Source organism: Clostridioides sp. ZZV15-6598 (assembly GCF_020657705.1).
GTDB lineage: Bacteria > Bacillota > Clostridia > Peptostreptococcales > Peptostreptococcaceae > Clostridioides > Clostridioides difficile_F.
Genome location: NZ_JAGWCS010000073.1, coordinates 1 through 20,154, shown reverse-complemented (window position 1 = coordinate 20,154; position 20,154 = coordinate 1). Strand labels below are relative to the sequence as shown.

Here is a 20,154-nt window from a genome sequence, read left to right as displayed (position 1 = left end):
TCAAAGAGCATCTTCTTTGTTTTTAGTAAAGACAATCTTTTCATTCTTCTTATCACTGTTAACATTATTTTTCTTTAATAGTAATATCTATAAATATATTGTAAAATTCTAATTTAGTTTAATATATCTTATTATAGTTTATATAATAAAACATAAATCTAAAGATTTAAATATCATAATTCTTAAGATTTCCTAAATTTTTTATGAATTTCGCTATATTTTTATTAAATTTAATTTCAAATTTTATATCTAATTTTCGATTATCCGCATAAACACTATATTTTCAAGTATTTTGAGAGGTAGAAAAACATTCATTTTACCATGAATTTACCACGATTGAATGAGCCTTGATATGACAATGTAAATCAGACAATAGGACGCCTTTTGGGTGTCCTTTCTATACACAAAGCAGTCAATCCTAAGACTAACTGCTTTGTGTGTATAGATATGAAATTATAAAACTGTAATTTTTAAGTTTGACCTGTACTCCAAAAGTATAGTAGTTTTATACTTTCTTGCGTGCTAAGAAAATTCCCACTATTGCCCCTATAAGGATAATAGGTGCTAATCTGACAAACACCCATTCAAAGGTGTGAAAAGCTACTCCAACAACAGCAGTTTCAGGGTCATTATAGTTCCAACCTAAGTAAGGACTATTTAATATTATTAAGACCATATAAATTACTACTATGACTGCACACAATGAGATAAGTAACCAACGAAACATTTTTCTTCTCACAGTCTTTCTTTGTGCAAGTTGTAAGTTTATAATTTCCAGTTTTTCGGAAATCACTTTTAAGTCATCAACTTTCGATTCAATAACAGTTTCTCCAAGCAAAGTGCTTACAGGTGTTTCAAGCACTTCCGATATAGAGATTAAAATATCAGAATCGGGAACTGACAATCCTTGCTCCCATTTAGAGATTGTTTGTCGCACTACATTCAGTTTGATGGCAAGTTCTGCTTGTGAAAGTCCTTTTGATTTTCTGATTGCTTTAATATTTTCATTTAACATTAGGAATACCCTCCATTCTTTTATTTGTTACCGCTATTGTACGAGGAACTTCCCGTTGCTACAAGCAACGCATATTAACATTCAAGTTATCCAACAAAAAACAAAATAAAAACTTTCTATTTCTTCACATCCATATTGTAGCAGTTCCATATATTCATGGAAACTGGTTTCTACAAACAGAGTACCAGCAGGAAAACGTGATTGTATTTCTCTAAGGGAAAAGAAACAGGAAATCCGCAAAGACCTTGATGATGGTATTGACACTATCAGTAAGAAGATAATGTTATGCCAGTTGTACGCCAAAAAGAATGCTCAAAGAAGCAATGTTAAGAGAGGTACACAGACACAGCGTAAACAGCTTATGGAAATACTGAAATAGGATAAGCTGGGGAATAAGACACTTTCTTACCACTTTTGAAAGTCAAAACATGAAGAGATATAAGAAGAAACGTGAAGTATCGACCGTATAAGAAAAGCCAGTAAAGCCTATAAAATAAGGCTATACTGACATTTAAGAAGTTATAAAGAGATATTCAGAAATTTATATTAAGTTTAAATTAAGTTAAAAGAATAAACAGGTTTATTATGTTCTATAAAATAAAACTAGTTTGTATATTCAGTTTCCAAATCTTCATATTTTTCTTTGCCATATATAACCATTCCTATAATTGAAATTATTATAAGCACACTTCCTACAATACTATAAAGATTGAACTTTTCATTCAGTAAAAATACTCCTGCAAATATAGATACCACTGTAGCTATATTTGATAATATTGATGATTTTACAGCCTCTAGTTTAGACCTTGAGTAGTTATTTAAAAACATAGCTAATAAAGAACACCCCATACCCAAATAAACTATTGGAAATACAATCTCCATATTGAATAATCCTTTTGCATATTCTATTAGATTCCCTGATATCAATTCACCACCAACAGATATTGATGTAAATGATATTGTTCCAATTAGTTGCATTGCTGCTGTTATTTCAATTGGTGTAAATTCACTTTTAGATAATTTTCTTACATATACACCATATGCACCTGCACAAATTACTGCCCCAAGTATCATTATTCTTCCAATCATACTACTTGTTTGATTACCTGTATTTTGTAAATTTACTATTATAACTCCAAAAACTGCAATTACTATGCACACTACTTGCTTTAAATTCATTTTTTCATTTAAGAATATAATTCCCATAATTCCTGTAACTACTGGTATCATAGATATCATAACACCAACTTCTGATGTAGATGTATACTTAACTCCAAATGTCTCAAGCATAAAATATAGAAATGGTTGAAACATACATAAAATCAAGAGAGATTTAATATCTTTGCCTTTAAAATTTAAGCTTATAAATTTAAACTTATATAATAATATTACTGTTATCAATCCAATTGTAAATCTTAATGACAATACTGTAAAAACTTTATTGTCAACCAAATTTAATACTGTCTTAGTAAAATAAAAAGAAAATCCAAATAAAATATTTGCCAATACCCCTAAAGTATAACCTTTTGTTACATCACTTACTTTGTTCATAAGTTTAACATCCTCACATTTTCTAATAATATATAAAAAACTTTAACAGTACATACCATGTATGTCAACATATACACAAAAAAGCTATCTAATTTAAGATAGTTTAGATAGCTTTTTAATACAAATACAAAATTTCTGTATATTTAAATTATTTATTATTTTAATTATTTATCTTTGTGACCATGTTAATATAGGCTTTTTCACTGCTCTTGCATCATCAACTCTTTTAACTAAAGTATTATGTGGAGCAGTTTTTAGTAATTCTGGTTCTTCCTTAGCTTCTTTGGCAACATTCTTCATAGCTTCAATAAAACTATCTAATGTTTCTATACTCTCACTTTCTGTAGGCTCTATCATAAGTGCCTCATTTATAATAAGAGGGAAATACATTGTTGGAGGATGATATCCATAATCCAACAATCTCTTTGCCATATCAATAGTTTTTATATTTGCTTCTCCTCTTGGTAATCCTCCTAATACAAACTCATGTTTACATAAAGTATCTATTGGTAAAATATAATCATCTTTTATACTTTCTTTTATATAATTAGCATTTAGAACTGCCATTTCACTAGTTTCTTTAAGCCCATCTCTTCCCATTGTCAATATATATGTGTACGCTCTTACAAGAACTCCAAAGTTTCCATAGAAATTTTTAATTTTTCCAATAGACTTTGGTCTGTCATAGTTTAATACATATTTATCTTCTTGTTTTTCAATTACTGGAATTGGTAAAAAAGGCACTAGCCCTTTTTTAGCTCCAACAGGTCCAGCTCCTGGACCACCACCACCATGAGGAGTTGAAAATGTCTTATGAAGATTAAGATGGACTACATCAAATCCCATATCTCCTGGTCTTGTTATCCCCATAATAGCATTCATGTTTGCACCATCATAATACAAAAGACCACCTGCTTCATGTACAAGGTCAGCTATTTCTTTTATATTTTTTTCAAATAGTCCAAGAGTACTTGGATTAGTAAGCATAAGAGCTGCTACTTCATCATTTAAAACTTCTTTCAATGCATCTATATCTACAGCACCATTTTTATCGGATGTTATTTGAATTACATCAAAATTCGCCATAGCTGCACTTGCTGGATTTGTTCCATGGGCAGAATCTGGAATTATTACTTTAGTTCTTTTATAGTCTCCTCTATTTTCATGATACGCTTTTATAAGCATAAGACCTGTAAATTCACCATGTGAACCTGCTGAGGGTTGAAGTGTCACTTCATCCATACCTGTAATTTCTGCAAGTTTATTTGATAAATCATACATAAGAGCAAGAGACCCTTGTGCTGTATCTGGAGATTGATATGGATGCATTCCCGTAAAGTTTGGAAGTGCTGCCATATCTTCATTAATTTTAGGGTTATATTTCATTGTACAAGAACCTAAAGGATAAAAACCTGTATCAACACCAAAATTCTTGTTTGACAATAAAGTATAATGTCTAACTAATTCTAATTCACCAACTTCTGGCAAGTTTAATTCATTTTGTCTAGCCATACTTGGGTCAATCATATCTTCTATTTTTATATCATCTACATCTAACTCTGGAAGTGAGTATGCTTTTCTACCTTTTTTAGATATATCTATCAACAAACTATTATATTCTTTCATTATAACCCCTCCATTATTCCAACTAACTTATCTATTTCATCTTTACTTCTTTTTTCAGTTACACAAAGTAAAGTTGAATTTTTTAATTCTGGATAATTGTGTTCTAAATTATAACCACCTAATATATTTTCTTCTAAAAGTTTATCATTTATAGTATCTATATTATAATTTCCTTGTACTGCAAATTCTTTAAAAAATCTACCTTTAAATATAGGTCTGTATTTTCCTGTTTGCACAAGTTTATTATAAGCATAGTGTGCTTTTTTCATTGATTGCATACCAACTTCTTTAAATCCTTCTTTACCCATAGTAGCCATATATATTGATGCTACAAGAGCATTTAGGGCTTGATTTGAACATATATTAGAAGTTGCTTTTTCTCTTCTTACATGTTGCTCTCTAGTTTGTAAAGTTAATACATATGCAATTTTCCCTTCTGTATCTAAACTTTGCCCAACTATTCTTCCTGGCATTTTTCTTGTATATTTAGATTTACTAGCCAAAAATCCTACATAAGGACCTCCAAAATTAAGAGGATTTCCTAGTGATTGAGCTTCTCCAACAACAATATCTGCTCCTATTTCACCTGGTGTCTTTAAAACACCTAATGAGATTGGGTCAACACTCATAATTAACATGGCTTTATTTTCATGAGTTATCTTTTCTATTTCTTCCATCTCTTCAATAATTCCAAAGAAGTTAGGAGTTTGTATAAGGACACATGCTGTATCTTTATCTACAGAAGCTCTTAATTTTTCTATATCTGTAGTTCCATATTCATTACAAAAATCAATTTCTACTATTTCACAATCTTTATATTGTAAATAAGTTTTTAGTACTGATAAAGTTTCTGGATGTGTAGTTTTTGATACTACTATTTTACTTTTTCTAGTTTGATTCATTGCCATTATACATGCTTCTATTGCAGCAGTTGCTCCATCATACATTGATGCATTTGCAATTTCCATACCAGTAATTTCTGCAATCATAGATTGGAATTCAAACACTACTTGTAAAGTTCCTTGACTTATTTCTGCTTGATATGGAGTATATGCTGTATAAAATTCTGACCTTGAAGTTATATGTTTTATAATTGATGGGATATAATGGTCATATGCACCTGCTCCAAGAAAACAAGTCAAATCTTCTAGACTTAAATTTTCTTCTGACAACCTTTTTACTATTTTACTAACTTCTAATTCAGATTTTCCACTATCTAGATTTAAATCTCTTTTTAATTTTAGTTCATCTGGTACATCTGAAAATAATTCATCAATTGAGTTTAATCCAACTACTTTTAACATTTTTTCCTTATCTTCATTTGTGGCAGGTATATATGAAAATTTATTTTCTTTATTTACTACAACATTATCTTTTTTATATTGTTTTTTATAAAAAGGCTTCTTAACTGTTATAGCAGGAACAACTTTTTTTCTAATGGCTATACCTATTTCATTTCCTACTTTTGCATATTCAGCATCTATAATTCCCATTCCTAAGATTTTTCCTGTTGTTGGAGATGCACACCCAGTAGTTACAAAACCAACTGTTTTATCTCCAATTTTTATATCATATCCATTTCTAGGCATCCCTTTACCTTGCATTTCAAATCCTACTAATTTTCTTTTAATCCCATTTTCTTTTTCTTCTGCTAAGATTGATTTGCCAATAAATGACTCCTTATTTACTTTTACAAAAATAGATAATCCGCCTTCAAGTGGAGATATGTGTTCATTTATTTCATGTCCATATAGAGGTAGGGCTGCTTCAAATCTTAAAGTATCTCTACAACCTAGGCCAGCTGGACATATGTCTTCTCCTCCAACTTTTAGGACTTCATCCCAAATTAATTTTACATGTTCATTTTTGCAATATATTTCAAAACCATCTTCTCCAGTATATCCTGTTCTCGAAACTAAACAAGGGTATCCATACACTTTTATTTCTGACATTAATTTATAAAATTTTATTGATTCTAAATTTATGTCTGTGATTTTTTGAAGAATTTTTTCTGCTTTAGGCCCTTGAACTGCTAATTGACAAACTTCATTAGATATATTTTTTATATTTACTTTATACCCTTCACTTTGCTTCATTATCCAGTCAACATCTTTGTCTATATTTCCTGCATTTATTACTAACAAATAATCTTCTTCCCCAAACTTATATATTAATAAATCATCAACTACTCCACCATTTTCATAGCACATAGGAGTATATATGATGTCATTGACTTTTAATACACTTATATCATTTGTAACTAGGTTTTGTATAAATTTTTCTGATTCTACTCCTTTTACTTCTACTTCTCCCATGTGAGATACATCAAATATACCTGCACTTTTTCTAACCATTTCATGCTCTTTGTTTATTCCTTCATATTCTAAAGGCATTTCCCAACCAGCAAATTCAACAAGCTTTGCACCAAGCTCTTTGTGTGTATTATACAAAGGCACTCTTTTTAATCCATTCATATATAACCCTCCCTATAAAATTAAACCTATTATATTTAAGCAACTTTACCATTATGTCCTGTATTTTCCCATAAAAAAAATATATAAGCATAGGAAATAACCCTAGCCTATATATCCCTGTTTGTATACCTGAAAGATTTAATAATTTAATATTATTCTGCTTCTTCGGTGACTTATAGTATTTAACTTAAGTCTCTCCAGAGTCCCATCAATTAGCGATATTTTTGCCTGAAAGCTTCTCTAAGGATTGGCATTTCTTAAATTTCTTCTTCGGCGCCTTTTTGTATAAAGGTCTCTCTCGCTAATCTCACTTGGAAATATTTATTTTCAATTTTATTTTATGAATATTTAAATCAAATGTCAACACATTATATTTATTTTTTTTTATGTATTAATTTTTTTGTTAAGTTTTTATTATCAATTATTTCTCTTTTATATTATTCACTCTTCTGCAAAGATATTATATATTAATGCAAAATAACATTTTCACTTAATTTATTATTAAAATAACACACAAAGAACCAAATGTAAATTTGTATTGAGATTTACTATAACATGTTAAAAGTATATTCATACACTTGATGAAATCGTTTGCAATTTTAAACTTGTGAAAAATAAGATTTTTAAAATAGAATATCTTTAGTAAAACTTCAACTATTGAATGGTTATATGATTTGCATATTTCTTAAAATTTTAGTCATTTTATACTTTTAAAATAAATTGCTATAACTGTAAATCACTATTGTCTGTTCTTTCCGATTTTTAGTACGCTACTTATAGTATTTCCATAATATTAATACTACAAAATTCCAATTTTTGATTACTTCAACTAGTCAATAAACTGACATTTATATGTTTGACATCCACTTTGTAAACTTTCCAATCAATGACTGTGCAAACTTTAAATTCAATGCCACAATTATAATACCAATCATACTATACAGAATTGTTGTACTTATTTCACAATCAAGTATATAAATACTCTTACTTATACACCAAATGCTTATTGGTAGACATATAATGCTGGTAATGAGTGAAGGTATATATTTTCTTATTATGATTGACTGTCCTATGTGAATTATCAAATGCAAAGTATATGCGATAAAACTACCTAACCATAATAGATATACATACTGATTATCCGTTATAACTGCAAGTATACAGAAAATAAGGCATAGAATAAGTTCTTCAAATACAGCAAATGCCATACCCTCAGTGCTATAATTTTCATAATTTTTACTTATGAATGGATACTTCTTATCAAGCATTGATTTATTTTTTTTAAGCCATATTCCAAAACCTATTATCTCTTCCATATCATGGAAAATAAAAAGTAACGGAAACAACCATATGTATTTTTCCATAACATCCTCCTGCAAAGTCTATTTAATAGATGAATAATAATCAAGCGTAAATGAATGAATATACTATTTTTCACCTATAAAAAAAGCACTTCATATTAAAGTGCTAATCTATCACATATATCAAAAAATAAAAACGGGATAGCCCACTCCGAAAGCCAGCAACCCCAGTTTTTTTCAGCACAACTAAGTACTGTAAAGTGCGGATGAAGGGAGTCGAACCCCCACGCCAATGGCGCTAGATCCTAAGTCTAGTGCGTCTGCCAATTCCGCCACATCCGCTTATATCACTCTTTTATTTTACTATATTTCGCTATTATTTTCAATAACTTTTTAAAATTATCTAAAAATAAACAAAATAATGATAATAAAAGGTGAAATTCATTTACAGCCTTATTCTGCAAGTTCTATTTCTGCTTCATCTACTCTCTTTCCTATAATTTGAATACCTACAAATACAGCAGCTATAGCAACTGGTAATACTATATATATTGGCAATCCAAGTCCAGCTGGTATATATCCAAATACAATAGTAATTATTGCTGTAAATATAGCATATGGCATTTGAGTATTAACATGGTCTATATGATTACAACCAGCTCCCATTGAAGAAAGTATTGTTGTATCTGAAATTGGAGAACAATGGTCTCCAAATATTGCACCTGTTAAAACTGCACTTGTACTTACTATTACATAAGACATGTCAGGATTTAATGAATATGCAAGTGGTATTGCAAGTGGCATAAGTATACCCATTGTTCCATAAGCAGTTCCAGTAGCAAAAGATATTATTGCTCCTAATCCAAATATTAAACTTGGTAGTAAGAATGGAGGCAATGAACCTGATAATAAATGTATCAAGAATTTAGCTGTACCTAACTCTTTTATTACTGAACTTAATGACCAAGCAAGTATTAATATGACACCAGTGATTACTAAACTTTTCATTCCATCTATCCAAACATCAATTGCTTCTGATACTGTAAAAATCTTTTTAACTACAGCCATTATAATAGCAACTAAACTTGCAACTAATGCAGATTGGAATAATGCTCTAGATGCATCAGATGCACTAAATGCTTCTTTTATTGCCTCAAAAGAATATGGTGAATTTGTAAATAATTGTATTAGAGCCTTATCTTCTCCTCCCATTATAGATGTATATCCACTATAATAGAATGATGCTAGCGCAACTACTATTAATGTACCTATTGGAATTATAGCATTCCACACGCTTAATTTTACTCCGTTTTTTGGAGCTAAATCGTCTAGCTCTTCAACGCCTTCATCAAGATTTGTACCAATTTTTCTACTTCTAGCTTTTATTTCAGCTTTTCTCATTGGGCCAAATTCTTTTAATAATAATGCTGATATTACAATAAATGCTAATATTAATATGTTATAAAACCTAAATGGTATTGTATTTAAAAATATACCAAATGCATCAACATCTACGCTTATACTTTCAAAAGCATCATGTATTAAACCAACTTCGAGACCTATCCATGTAGATATTATGGCAAGACCAGCAACTGGTGCTGCTGTAGCATCTATTATAAATGATAATTTTTCTCTTGATATTTTCATTTTATCTGCAACAGGTCTCATCATAGGCCCTACTATTAATGAATTCGCATAATCATCAAAGAAAACTAAAAGACCTAAAAACCAAGTTATAATCTGTGTACCTTTAGCTGATTTTGCTCTCTTTGCAAGTGCTTCAGCTATAGCCTTAGCACCTCCCATCTTGGCGACGAGGTTTATTACTCCCCCAATTGCTAAGACTTGCAGTATTATCCCTGCATTCCACGGGTCTGATAGAGATACTAAAGCTCTATCTACTAAGTCTAAAAATGCTTGTATAAATGCAGCAAATACATTGACTCCACTGACTTGAATTATAAAACTTCCAGAAAGAATTCCTAGCAGTAAAGAAATTATTACATTTTTAGTTATAAATGCAAGTATTATGGCAACTAATGGTGGTATTAAAGTTAAGATTCCAAATTTTTCTGCATTAGCCAGTGCAATGGTATCTATATCTTCCTCTGCAAACACCATTACAGTTGACATTATAAACATAATTGTCGTCAGAAAAATAATATTAAATTTTTTATTTCTCATATAAATCTCCCTCTCTTTTTAATTTTGTGAATTATATAGGGTATTATGGGTTATGATAAAATAAAAAAGCCTTGAGTGGTAAACACTCAAGGCTTAAACATTACAATACATTGATAATACTAAAAAACAAATATAATATAATTCCTTAAATGATAGCTCACCACAAATAAACCTGTGACAGTTGTACATATATTTTATGTACCCCCAGCAATATAATCTTAAAGCATCGATTATAAAACTTCGGCAATATCCCCTTTCCCAATAAATCTTTGTGCTTAACTCCTTATTGGTACTGATAGATTATTGCGCCTCTACCCTTTTATTCACTTTTATTAAATATATTTTGAGTATATATTATTTATTTAAACTTTGCAAGGAAGTTTTAAAAATTTTACTTTAAAGGATTTTTTATATCATTGTCGAATTATAAAATTAATTGTACCAAAATCATCTAAAAAAATTTTATCAATTATATGGAGGAATTACTTTAATGTTATTAATTTACAATGAAAAAACAAACCCTTATTTTAATTTAGCAATGGAAGAATATTTACTTAAAAATTTTGATGAAGATTTATTTATTTTATGGAGGAATGAACCTTCTATAATTGTTGGAAAAAATCAAAATACACTCTCTGAAATAAACTTAGAGTATATAAAAGAACATTCAATACCAGTTGTTAGAAGACAATCTGGAGGAGGAGCTGTATTTCATGATTTAGGAAATATAAACTTTACATTTATAGCTTGTAATAATAATAGTTTTAGTGATTTTAGAAGATTCACCCAGCCAATAATAGACTTACTTAAAACTTTAGATGTCAGTGCTGAGTTTTCTGGAAGAAATGACCTTCTTATAGATGGTAAAAAGTTCTCTGGAAATGCTCAACATAACTATAAAAATAAAGTAATGCACCATGGGACACTTTTATTTTCATCTGAAATAAATGACCTTTCAAACGCACTAAAAGTAAAACCCATAAAATTTGAAGGTAAAGGTATAAAATCTGTAAAGTCTCGTGTAACCAATATAAGTGAACACTTACAGTCTGATATGGATATACTTGAGTTTAAAGATGCTATAATGAATTATCTTTCTGCAACAAATGCTGATAATACAAATTATTCTCTAAGTAAATATGACATAGAGGAAATAGAAAAGCTTACTAAATCAAAATATGAAACTTGGGATTGGAATTTTGGTAATTCACCGAAATACTCTCTTTCAAATGAATTAAAATATGCTGGTGGAAATGTAGAATTTAATTTAAATGTTGATAAAGGTATAATAACTAGTATAAAGTTTTTTGGAGATTTCTTTGGAAAGTGTGATGTATCTTTTGTAGAAGATAAACTTGTTGGTACAAAACATGAGGAAAATTCATTAAGATCTATTTTAGATAGTATTGAAATAAATGACTATTTCTTAGGTGCTGATACTAATATTTTAGTTTCTGGAATTTTAGGTGTTAAGTAAAAATAACAAAAACTTTAAAATATTTACAAAATTATGTTTACAGATATAGAAAATCATGCTAATATGTATAACATAATTAAAAATTAATACTTCTTATCCAGAGTGGTGAAGGGACTGGCCCTATGAAACCCAGCAACCAGTATATTTTAATATACATTGGTGCTAAATCCTGCAGTATTGTACTGAAAGATGAGTTTAAATTAGCTTTTAAAGCCTGAGTTTACACTCAGGCTTATTTTATTTTCACAATGTGATAAAAAGAGGGTATTTTATTTTTAACTAATCAATTATATTCAGGAGGGAATTTTTATGAAATTCAAAAAATTATTAAGTTTGTTATTATGTCTAGTATTTACTTTATCTGTAGTTGGATGTTCAAAATCTAAAGACGATAAAAAAATTGTTGTTGGTGCTACTTTAGTTCCAGGTGGAGAGTTATTAGAAGAATTAAAACCACTTATTGAAGAAAAAGGTTATACTTTAGAAGTTAAAAACTTTGACGATTACATACTTCCAAATGAAGCTTTAAATAATGGCGAAATTGATGCAAATCTATTTCAGCATGAGCCTTATCTAAAAGAAGCTGTTAAAGCTAAAGGCTATAAAATAATGGCTGGGACTAAACTATATGTATGCCCAGCGATACTTTACTCTTACAAAATAAAATCTGTTGATGATTTTAAAAAAGGAGATACAATTGCAATAAGCAACAATCCATCTTCTTGTTCTAAAGACCTTAGATATCTTGAAAGTATCGGACTTTTAACTTTACCTAAAGAAAATAATTTAGTTAGTCCTAAAGATATAATTGAAAATCCAAAGGGCATACAATTCAAAGAATTAGATATTGCTCAAATACCATCTTCTCTTCCAGATGTAACTGCTGCATTTATAGACACTACTTATGCAGTACCTGCTGGTCTTGATGCTAAGAAAAATGGAATCTACACAGCACCAGTAAATGATGAGTATGCTAACCTTTTAGCATTTAGAACTGAGGATAAAGACAGTGAAAAAATTAAAGTTTTACAAGAGGTTCTTACATCAGATAAAGCAAGAAACTTAATTGAAGAAAAATACAAAGGAATTGTAATTCCTGTTTTCTAGTAGAATTAGTATAATTTTAACATTATTATTGTAATCTTGTTGAATATTGACTTATTAAGTGCTACCATTTAAGTAAATCTATGTTTGTGGAGGAAGATTACTATGGCTATAGAATTGAAAAAAGGACAAAAAATAAATCTTACAAAAAAAGAAAATACCGATTTAGGTGAGATTTTAGTTAATTTAAATTGGAATCAAAAGGTACAAAAAAAGGGCTTTTTTGGAGCTCTAAGAAGTAGTAATATAGATTTAGATTTAGGTTGCTTGTTTGAAATGAAAAATGGTGTAAAGGGCGCTGTTCAAGCATTAGGCAATTCCTTTGGTAATTTAGAACATCCTCCTTTTGCTCAACTAGATGGAGATGACCGAACAGGAAGTAATACACAAGGCGAAAATATAAGAATCAATGGTAATAAGATAAAAGAAATAAAAAGAATATTGATTTATGCTTTTATTTATGAAGGTGTAGCTAATTGGTCAGAAGCTGATGGAATTGTAACTATTAAACAAAAACAGGATTCTGATTTAGTGGTTAAGCTTGATGAACATAAAAACGGTTATAACATGTGTTCAATAGCATTAATAGAAAATGTAAATGATGAAACATTTAGTGTTGAAAAAGTAGTTAAATACTTTAAAGGACATAGAGAAATGGATGATGAATTTAACTGGGGCTTAAAATGGGTTGCAGGAAGAAAATAGTAATATTTAAGAGACTATAAGTAAAACTACTTATAGTCTTTATTTATGTTTTCACCATTAACACTACTAATAAGTTCATATTATTTGCACCTCATATAAAACCTTATAATAATTTATAGTTTTCATATAATTATTTATTTAAAATCGTATATAATATATATTGATACTATTCTCAGCACTTGTATCACTATAAGTCTTAAATAGTTAATAAATCTAATAAAGTACTTATAATATAAGTCCTTCATTAGATTCGTATGTATTAAAATATACTTTAACTATTATAAACTATAAACAATTTCTTTATCTAGTATTTTTTCAAACTCTAACATTGGCATTGGTTTATAAAAGACAAACCCTTGAACCAAATCACACCCAATCTCTTTAAGAAACTCAACCTGTTCTTTATATTCAATACCTTCAGCAACAGTTATAATATTTAACTCTTTTATCATCTGTATAATATTTTTTATTACTATCTTTTCTTTTTCTTTATTTAAACTCTCTTTAAAAAACATTGAGTCAAGCTTTAAAACATCAAATGGTAAATCCTTCAAAACACTTAGAGACGAGTATCCCTTTCCAAAATCATCCAAAGAACAAGTAAATCCACTTTCATGTAAGTCATGTACAATTTCTAAAAGATGTTCTTGATTTTCAAAAGCAACACTTTCTGTAAATTCAATTTCTATAGTATTTTTAGGTATATTATATTTATTTTTTATTTGAGAATAAGTTTCTACAAATTTAGCATTATAAAACTGTATCTTAGAAACATTAACTGATATAGGAACAATTGTTTTATTTTCATCTAATCTTTTTCTAAGCCATCTACATACCTCTTCAAACACATATTGGTCTACCAAACTAATAAAAAATTCCTTTTCGAGTATTGGAATAAATATTGCTGGAGATATCACACATTTGTCTGGTGTCATCCAACGTACTAAGGCTTCTGCACAACCTATTTGTTGATTATGCAAATTAACTTTAGGTTGAAAATAAACAACAAATTCTCTTTTATTGAGTGCTTCATGTATTCTACTCTTAATTGTATTTTCTTCAATCATTTTTTTACGAATATTTTCATTATAAAAAGCGTACTTAGTACCTGGTTTGTTTTTGACAGTCTTTTGTGCAAAATTTGCACGATTTATTAAATCATCTATATTTAATTTTTCATTCACATCTTCAATACAACAAATTCCACTGACAATGGTAATACTATATTTATTTTTAATTTCATCTGTAATGTTAATCAACTTATCATCTACAATTTCTTGTCTTCTTAGTAAAGTCTCCTTATCTACATAACATCTTAATGCAACAAATCTATCTGCAATCTCTCTTGCGAATATTTCGTATTTTCCAATATCATCCATCATAAAATTAGAATAGCGTTTTAATATCATATCGCCATAATCGTATCCAAATATATCATTGATATACTTAAAATTTTCAAAATCAATATAAAATATAGCAAATTTCTTGTCTTTATACTTATAAATATACTGCTCTGCATCCAATTTAAACTTTTCTATAGTATTTGCTCCTGTAAGTTCATCTTTATATGCAATATTTTTTAAATCTACGTTTAGTTTCTCAAGTCTAATTAATCTTTTATTGTACTGTATAATCAATATAATCCATGCTACTATACCTACAATCGATATTATAATTATTAATGTCATTAAATAATTGCTTTTTTCCTTAGAATAATGTTCTACTTCAAATACTGTATCATTTGCAATCTCAAAAAATTCTTCACTTGCTTGTAATAACTGACTACTATCTTCTTCCATCCTTACTTTTTTAATTTCAATATTTAAATCTTCCCATTTTCTTTCCAATAAAGATAAGTACTCATTATACTTTTTACAGTCAGTGACTACTAGACCATATTTTCCATGTCCTGTATTTAATTCATGTAAAATTTCATCGATATATTCTACTAGTTCATCATTTGGTTGAAGATTCATTTCTAATTTAGTTAGACGTTGACTAGCTCCACGAACAATACCAACATAATTAATCAACTTTCCATAATCTCCAATGTTGTGAATTAATTGAACAGAAATGTAACTTATAGAAATTAATAAAACAAATAAAACTAAGATAGCTATCTTTAAAAATTTCTTCATAAAATACCTCTATCCCCTATGTTTTCACGTTTATCAGATATTCTACAATTATGCTAACTAGGTTTTTATATATTATAAATAATTAGTATGATTTTTTAAATAAATTTTCTAAACATTTTTAATAACCAACTTAGTAAAATATTGTATAATCATTTTTCTTAAATAACGTGTATTAAACTTTAATAAAATTCTCTTGTTACTTAAAATATAGAAAATTTTATTCTACATAGTTTATTTTTGACATTGCATGTTTTTGTAAAACATCATTTTTTCAAATTTACCAATAGGCCTAGGTTTAATTTCTGTTAACAAACTTTTGAATCTATATAAATACTATAATCATAGACACTACCAGTTTGATGTCTGTTTATTTTTATTTAAAATCTGCAATCTCAAATCTATTGCGCCCTTTTTCCTTAGCACAGTATAGTGCCTTATCAGCCTTTTGATATAACTCATCATACTCTTGATTACAAACCGCTAATGCAACTCCAATACTGACAGTGATGTATCTATTTTCATCTAAATAAATACATTGTACCTTTTCGCGTAATTGTAAACATTTTTCAATAATTTCATCTATATTTTGTATTTTTTTCATGTAGACAATAAATTCATCTCCACCTGGACGCCCTACAATATCTTCTCTTTCAAAGTTCTCACTTAGAATATCTGCAACTGCTTTTAGCACTTTGTCTCCTCTTAAATGTCCATAAGTATCATTAATCGATTTAAAATGATCTACATCTAATAAAAATATAGCACCCTTTTCACCCACTCTAAGCTTGTATAAACTTTGTTTAACCATCTGCATACTGGTTTCTGCATTAAAAATATGAGTTAAACTATCTCTTTGTGCCTTTTCTAATAGAATATCTTTTTCTTTTTTTTCATTGTCAATAATATTTATCTTTCCAATTGTATATGCAGGTAATCCTGTGTCCTCATATACAGTTTCAATAGCAAATCTAAGCCAATGAAATTGTTCATCTATAAAAAATAAGTAAGCTTCTTTAATTCCATCTTTTTGTGACTTAATTACATTTAAAAATTCTGCTCTTTGTCTAGTAGAACTTTCAGCTTTATTAGATTTTGAATAATCATATGTAATTAATTTAGGTTGTTCATTCTCATTTGTAGGTGGTACTGAAAACATCAATGTGTTTTTTTTATAATCATACTCAATAAAATAATCATTCATAAGCCCATACACACGTAAATGTTTTTCAAGTTCTAAAGAAGTTTTTTTATTCATTTTAACTCGTTGATATATACCCAAAGCTAAAGCTATGATAATAGACAACAAAATCCCTGTAATAACTAAAATTGTTTGAGCCGGATTTCTATTAATAAAGTATGATAGTGAAAAATCAGGTTTATAAGTAGTATTTTTATATATTATAGCTTGCATATCTTCTGCTGGAATTCCAGAAATTGACTTATTTAATATGCTTAATAATTCTTTATTAATAGGTTTAACAATTCCAAAACAAACTTTATGATTTTCATAAGTTTGTGGAATCATCTTAATATTATTAAATTTAGGCAAATTAATATAGTACTGAGCAGAATATTCATTTACATATGTATAATCTGCCTCACCATTATTTACAGCTTGAATACATTCATCTATTGTATCATACCTTACTACATTTCCTATAAAATCACCTCTATATGTACTATTCTTTATCATAGCCAAACGTTTACCTTTTATAGTATCTTTATTGACATTTCCATTTAACATCATAGTGTATTGGGAAGATATGTATTCTTGTGTCATTGATACATTTTGTTTTTGAGCTAATTCATAACTATAGGTCATTCCTGCCACAATATCAACTTCTCCAGATTTTATCATTTGGTCTAGCTGTTTTTGTGTTTTTGCTTTAATCATGTTAAAATGAAAACCTATTTTGCTTGAAATATACTTTAATAAATCGACTGAAATCCCCTTCAATTCTCCATTTTCTGAATCTTTATATTGAAATGGTGGTTGATTATCAAGAACACCTACTTTTAATATGTCTGCTTTTTTTATATATTCCAATTCTGACTTTGTCATTGATAGATTGTAATTAGGTTGTACAAAGTATTTTTCATGTAAATTAGTTGAGAAATAAGGGTCTGTTTGATCAATATTAGAAATAGCTTTATCTAGCTCTTTAATCAAACCATTATTATCGCCTTTGCCAGTTATGAAATAGAAGGGTTTTGGAGAAAATTTAGCAATTGTTTTTACATTTTCAATATAATTCATGCTAGAGTTAAGCATGGCTTCTGCAGAACCATCTTGCATAGCCTGTATCTGTCCTTTTTCATTATCACAATATACATATTGTGGCGTAATAAGATTTCTTTTACAATATTCATCTAAATCTTTTATCATTTTATTATTATTTCTAATTACAGCGACTTTCAATGTCTGTGTAGTTTGAGGGTCAATAATAATGTCTTTTGTATCATCATACAATACTTGTAAAACAGTATCCGATACTCCATAACTATGACTTGAATAGTTATATATTTTTCCAAAGTCATCATTATAAACCATAGCTCCCATTAAATCAATTTCACCCAACTCTACCATTTTTGTTAATTTTTTTATACTATTATTAAGATTTCCTTCAACTTTTACAAATTCATAATTCCATCCAGTATATTGGGCTATTTCTTGAAGATATTCATAAGTATATCCAATGTAATTATTATATTCGTTTAAATCAGTTAATCCTTTTTGAATAGGATATGCGACTTTAACAGTTCTACCTTCTTTCTTTAGTGCATATGCTGGAGGTGTTATATGGATAAAAGCAATAATTAGTACTAAAAATAAAAAAAACGCTTTTTTAGCAGATTTTCTTCTCATATTTAAACCTCTCCTGGGAAATTATGTAATAAATATATATCCATTGAATTATTAATATAATAACATAACCTTGTTCATGTATATATTAGATTAATTGTATCAAAATAACTAATAAACCGCAAGTTCTAGCTAGCCTTTTTAAACATAAAATGATAAAATAAGATTCATCAAATAAGTTGTATAATAATAGGAGGTGTAAATACTTTGAAGCATGAATATGGCTTGTATTATTTAATTTATGAATATTATGTATCACGTATATTATTTGGATATTATAAAAAGGGACAAACTCTACCTTCTATTGAAACAATTTGCAAACAATTTAGAGTTGCACCACAAACAGCTCGTACTGCTCTATTACGAATGCAAGATGCTGGTTATATTTCAATTAGAGTTAAGCGAACTTCTATTGTCATTTTTGAACAAGATGAAGAAGCTCAAAAACAGTATTCAATTAATTATTTTTCAGCAATAAAAGAAACTGTTATAGATTTATACAAGTCTACAAAGCTCCTTTTTTATCCACTTTTGGTTGAAGGTTGTACTTATTTAGATGAAAACAATTTAAAAGACCTTCTTGATATTGCAAATAATCTAGATACAAATAATCAACAACGTTTAATAAGTTATCACCTTATTATTTTACAATCACTTGAGAATCCACTGGTATTAAATCTTTTTTGGGATACTATTAGATTCCTAAGATTTCCATATTTAAGAACAGAGGATGATATCGTTGTTTACAATCAACAAATAATAACAAAAACTTTCAATCAGATTGTTGCTGATATTGAATCTAATGATTATAAATCTGTAATCTTAGGATTTGATATCTTTCAAGAAAATATGGTTACAAATACTTTTAATCATATATATTCAACTATAGATGTGATTAAAGATATAGATAAAATTCCATTTGAGTGGTATATATATAGAAATAGACCTCAACTTTGCTATTCTATTGTGGTCAATTTAATCTGTAAAATCAGTAAAGGTATTTATACTTATGGAAATTTTTTACCATCTTTTGCTTCTTTAGCAGATGAATATAAAGTCTCTGTTAGTACAATACGTAGATCTATCAGTTTACTAAACGATATTGGTATCACCAAAACACTTAATGGTAAAGGTACACAAGTAATTGATATATCCAAAGAGTATATAAAACCTGACTTTTCCAAATCATCGATTAAAAAAAATCTAATTATGTTTTTTCATAGTTTAAGTTTTATAACCTTAACATGTGAAAATATTTCAAAAACAACTTTAGAATCCTTAAATGAAGATGAATTATATTTACTAGAAAAAAAGTTATCTGTTCAGTTAGAAAATAAATCTTATTTTTTATCTCTTGGTACATGTATAGACTTTATTGGCAAAATGAATCCTCTTGATTGTATTAAAGAAATATACAGCAAGCTTTATGCATTACTATTGTGGGGATATTCACTTAACGTATATAGAATGGAAATGCCTCTATCACATGAAATATTTGCTAGCTTTATAAAAGATATATTGAAAGCTCTAAAAACGAAAGATGTTGACTTATTTATAAAAACCTTAAAAAACAAGCTCAATGATGAAATAATCATAATCAAAGAAATTTTTTCACAACATGATATTTATGTTAAATAGCGTTGTATATAATAAGCTATATTTTTCAATTAAACAAACTATATAAAGCAAAGTTTATAATGTTATTAACCATATCAA

12 protein-coding genes, 1 tRNA gene, 1 pseudogene and 3 riboswitches are annotated in these 20,154 nt (G+C 28.3%); of the genes and pseudogenes, 5 read left to right on the top strand and 9 right to left on the bottom strand.

From position 1 onward, the window contains the following. Nucleotides 1-505: 505 nt before the first annotated feature. On the bottom strand, nt 506-1,015 hold the full coding sequence (locus KGF50_RS13935) for a helix-turn-helix domain-containing protein (protein WP_227848612.1): 510 nt from the start codon (nt 1,013-1,015) through the stop codon (nt 506-508). Nucleotides 1,016-1,163: 148 nt separating this feature from the next. On the opposite strand from KGF50_RS13935, the pseudogene KGF50_RS13930 reads away from it, so the two are divergent. Further along, nucleotides 1,164-1,391, top strand: a pseudogene (locus KGF50_RS13930) (integrase DNA-binding domain-containing protein); the annotation flags it as partial. A 227-nt stretch (nt 1,392-1,618) separates the two neighbouring features. On the opposite strand, the gene KGF50_RS13925 reads toward KGF50_RS13930, so the two are convergent. The 6 genes from KGF50_RS13925 to KGF50_RS13895 form a co-directional block, all read right to left on the bottom strand. Then, nucleotides 1,619-2,566: a DMT family transporter gene (locus KGF50_RS13925; protein WP_227848611.1), complete on the bottom strand. Its 948-nt coding sequence runs from the start codon at nt 2,564-2,566 to the stop codon at nt 1,619-1,621. Between the two features lie 168 nt (nt 2,567-2,734). Then, nucleotides 2,735-4,192 carry an aminomethyl-transferring glycine dehydrogenase subunit GcvPB gene (gene gcvPB / locus KGF50_RS13920; RefSeq protein ID WP_227848610.1) on the bottom strand — a complete coding sequence of 486 codons (1,458 nt, stop codon included), beginning with the start codon at nt 4,190-4,192 and terminating at the stop codon, nt 2,735-2,737. Next, nucleotides 4,192-6,666, bottom strand: a complete 2,475-nt coding sequence (gene gcvPA / locus KGF50_RS22385; RefSeq protein WP_255654948.1) for an aminomethyl-transferring glycine dehydrogenase subunit GcvPA — start codon at nt 6,664-6,666, stop codon at nt 4,192-4,194. Before gcvPA ends, gcvPB begins: the two co-directional genes overlap by 1 nt. A gap of 206 nt (nt 6,667-6,872) precedes the next feature. Then, nucleotides 6,873-6,977, bottom strand: a riboswitch (glycine riboswitch). Nucleotides 6,978-7,514: 537 nt separating this feature from the next. Beyond that, a complete protein-coding gene (locus tag KGF50_RS13905) occupies nt 7,515-8,030 on the bottom strand; it encodes an HXXEE domain-containing protein (RefSeq protein WP_227848609.1) in 516 nt (171 codons plus the stop codon). 198 nt (nt 8,031-8,228) lie between these two features. Continuing rightward, a tRNA-Leu gene (locus tag KGF50_RS13900) sits at nt 8,229-8,309 on the bottom strand. A gap of 111 nt (nt 8,310-8,420) precedes the next feature. Next, nucleotides 8,421-10,151, bottom strand: coding sequence for a Na+/H+ antiporter NhaC family protein (locus tag KGF50_RS13895; protein ID WP_227848608.1), 1,731 nt, complete (start codon nt 10,149-10,151; stop codon nt 8,421-8,423). A gap of 145 nt (nt 10,152-10,296) precedes the next feature. Next, nucleotides 10,297-10,473: riboswitch (Lysine riboswitch) on the bottom strand. Nucleotides 10,474-10,641: 168 nt separating this feature from the next. Here KGF50_RS13895 and KGF50_RS13890 point away from each other — a divergent pair. The 3 genes from KGF50_RS13890 (at nt 10,642) to KGF50_RS13880 (ending at nt 13,437) form a co-directional block, all read left to right on the top strand. Further along, nucleotides 10,642-11,628, top strand: a complete 987-nt coding sequence (locus KGF50_RS13890; protein ID WP_227848607.1) for a lipoate--protein ligase — start codon at nt 10,642-10,644, stop codon at nt 11,626-11,628. Nucleotides 11,629-11,718: 90 nt separating this feature from the next. Continuing rightward, nucleotides 11,719-11,824, top strand: a riboswitch (SAM riboswitch). A 113-nt stretch (nt 11,825-11,937) separates the two neighbouring features. Further along, complete coding sequence (locus tag KGF50_RS13885) at nt 11,938-12,735, top strand: MetQ/NlpA family ABC transporter substrate-binding protein (protein WP_227848606.1); 798 nt, start codon at nt 11,938-11,940, stop codon at nt 12,733-12,735. Between the two features lie 102 nt (nt 12,736-12,837). Further along, nucleotides 12,838-13,437 (top strand): TerD family protein, encoded by a 600-nt coding sequence (locus tag KGF50_RS13880; RefSeq protein WP_227848605.1) that lies wholly within the window; start codon nt 12,838-12,840, stop codon nt 13,435-13,437. A 278-nt stretch (nt 13,438-13,715) separates the two neighbouring features. Here KGF50_RS13880 and KGF50_RS13875 read toward each other — a convergent pair whose 3' ends face one another. Next, nucleotides 13,716-15,575 carry a GGDEF domain-containing phosphodiesterase gene (locus KGF50_RS13875; protein ID WP_227848604.1) on the bottom strand — a complete coding sequence of 620 codons (1,860 nt, stop codon included), beginning with the start codon at nt 15,573-15,575 and terminating at the stop codon, nt 13,716-13,718. A 373-nt stretch (nt 15,576-15,948) separates the two neighbouring features. After that, entirely contained in the window at nt 15,949-18,441 is a 2,493-nt protein-coding gene (locus KGF50_RS13870) for a diguanylate cyclase (RefSeq protein ID WP_227848603.1), read from the bottom strand. 204 nt (nt 18,442-18,645) lie between these two features. Here KGF50_RS13870 and KGF50_RS13865 point away from each other — a divergent pair, with 204 nt between their 5' ends. Further along, nucleotides 18,646-20,076 carry a GntR family transcriptional regulator gene (locus KGF50_RS13865; protein WP_227848602.1) on the top strand — a complete coding sequence of 477 codons (1,431 nt, stop codon included), beginning with the start codon at nt 18,646-18,648 and terminating at the stop codon, nt 20,074-20,076. The last annotated feature ends 78 nt before the right edge of the window (nt 20,077-20,154 follow it).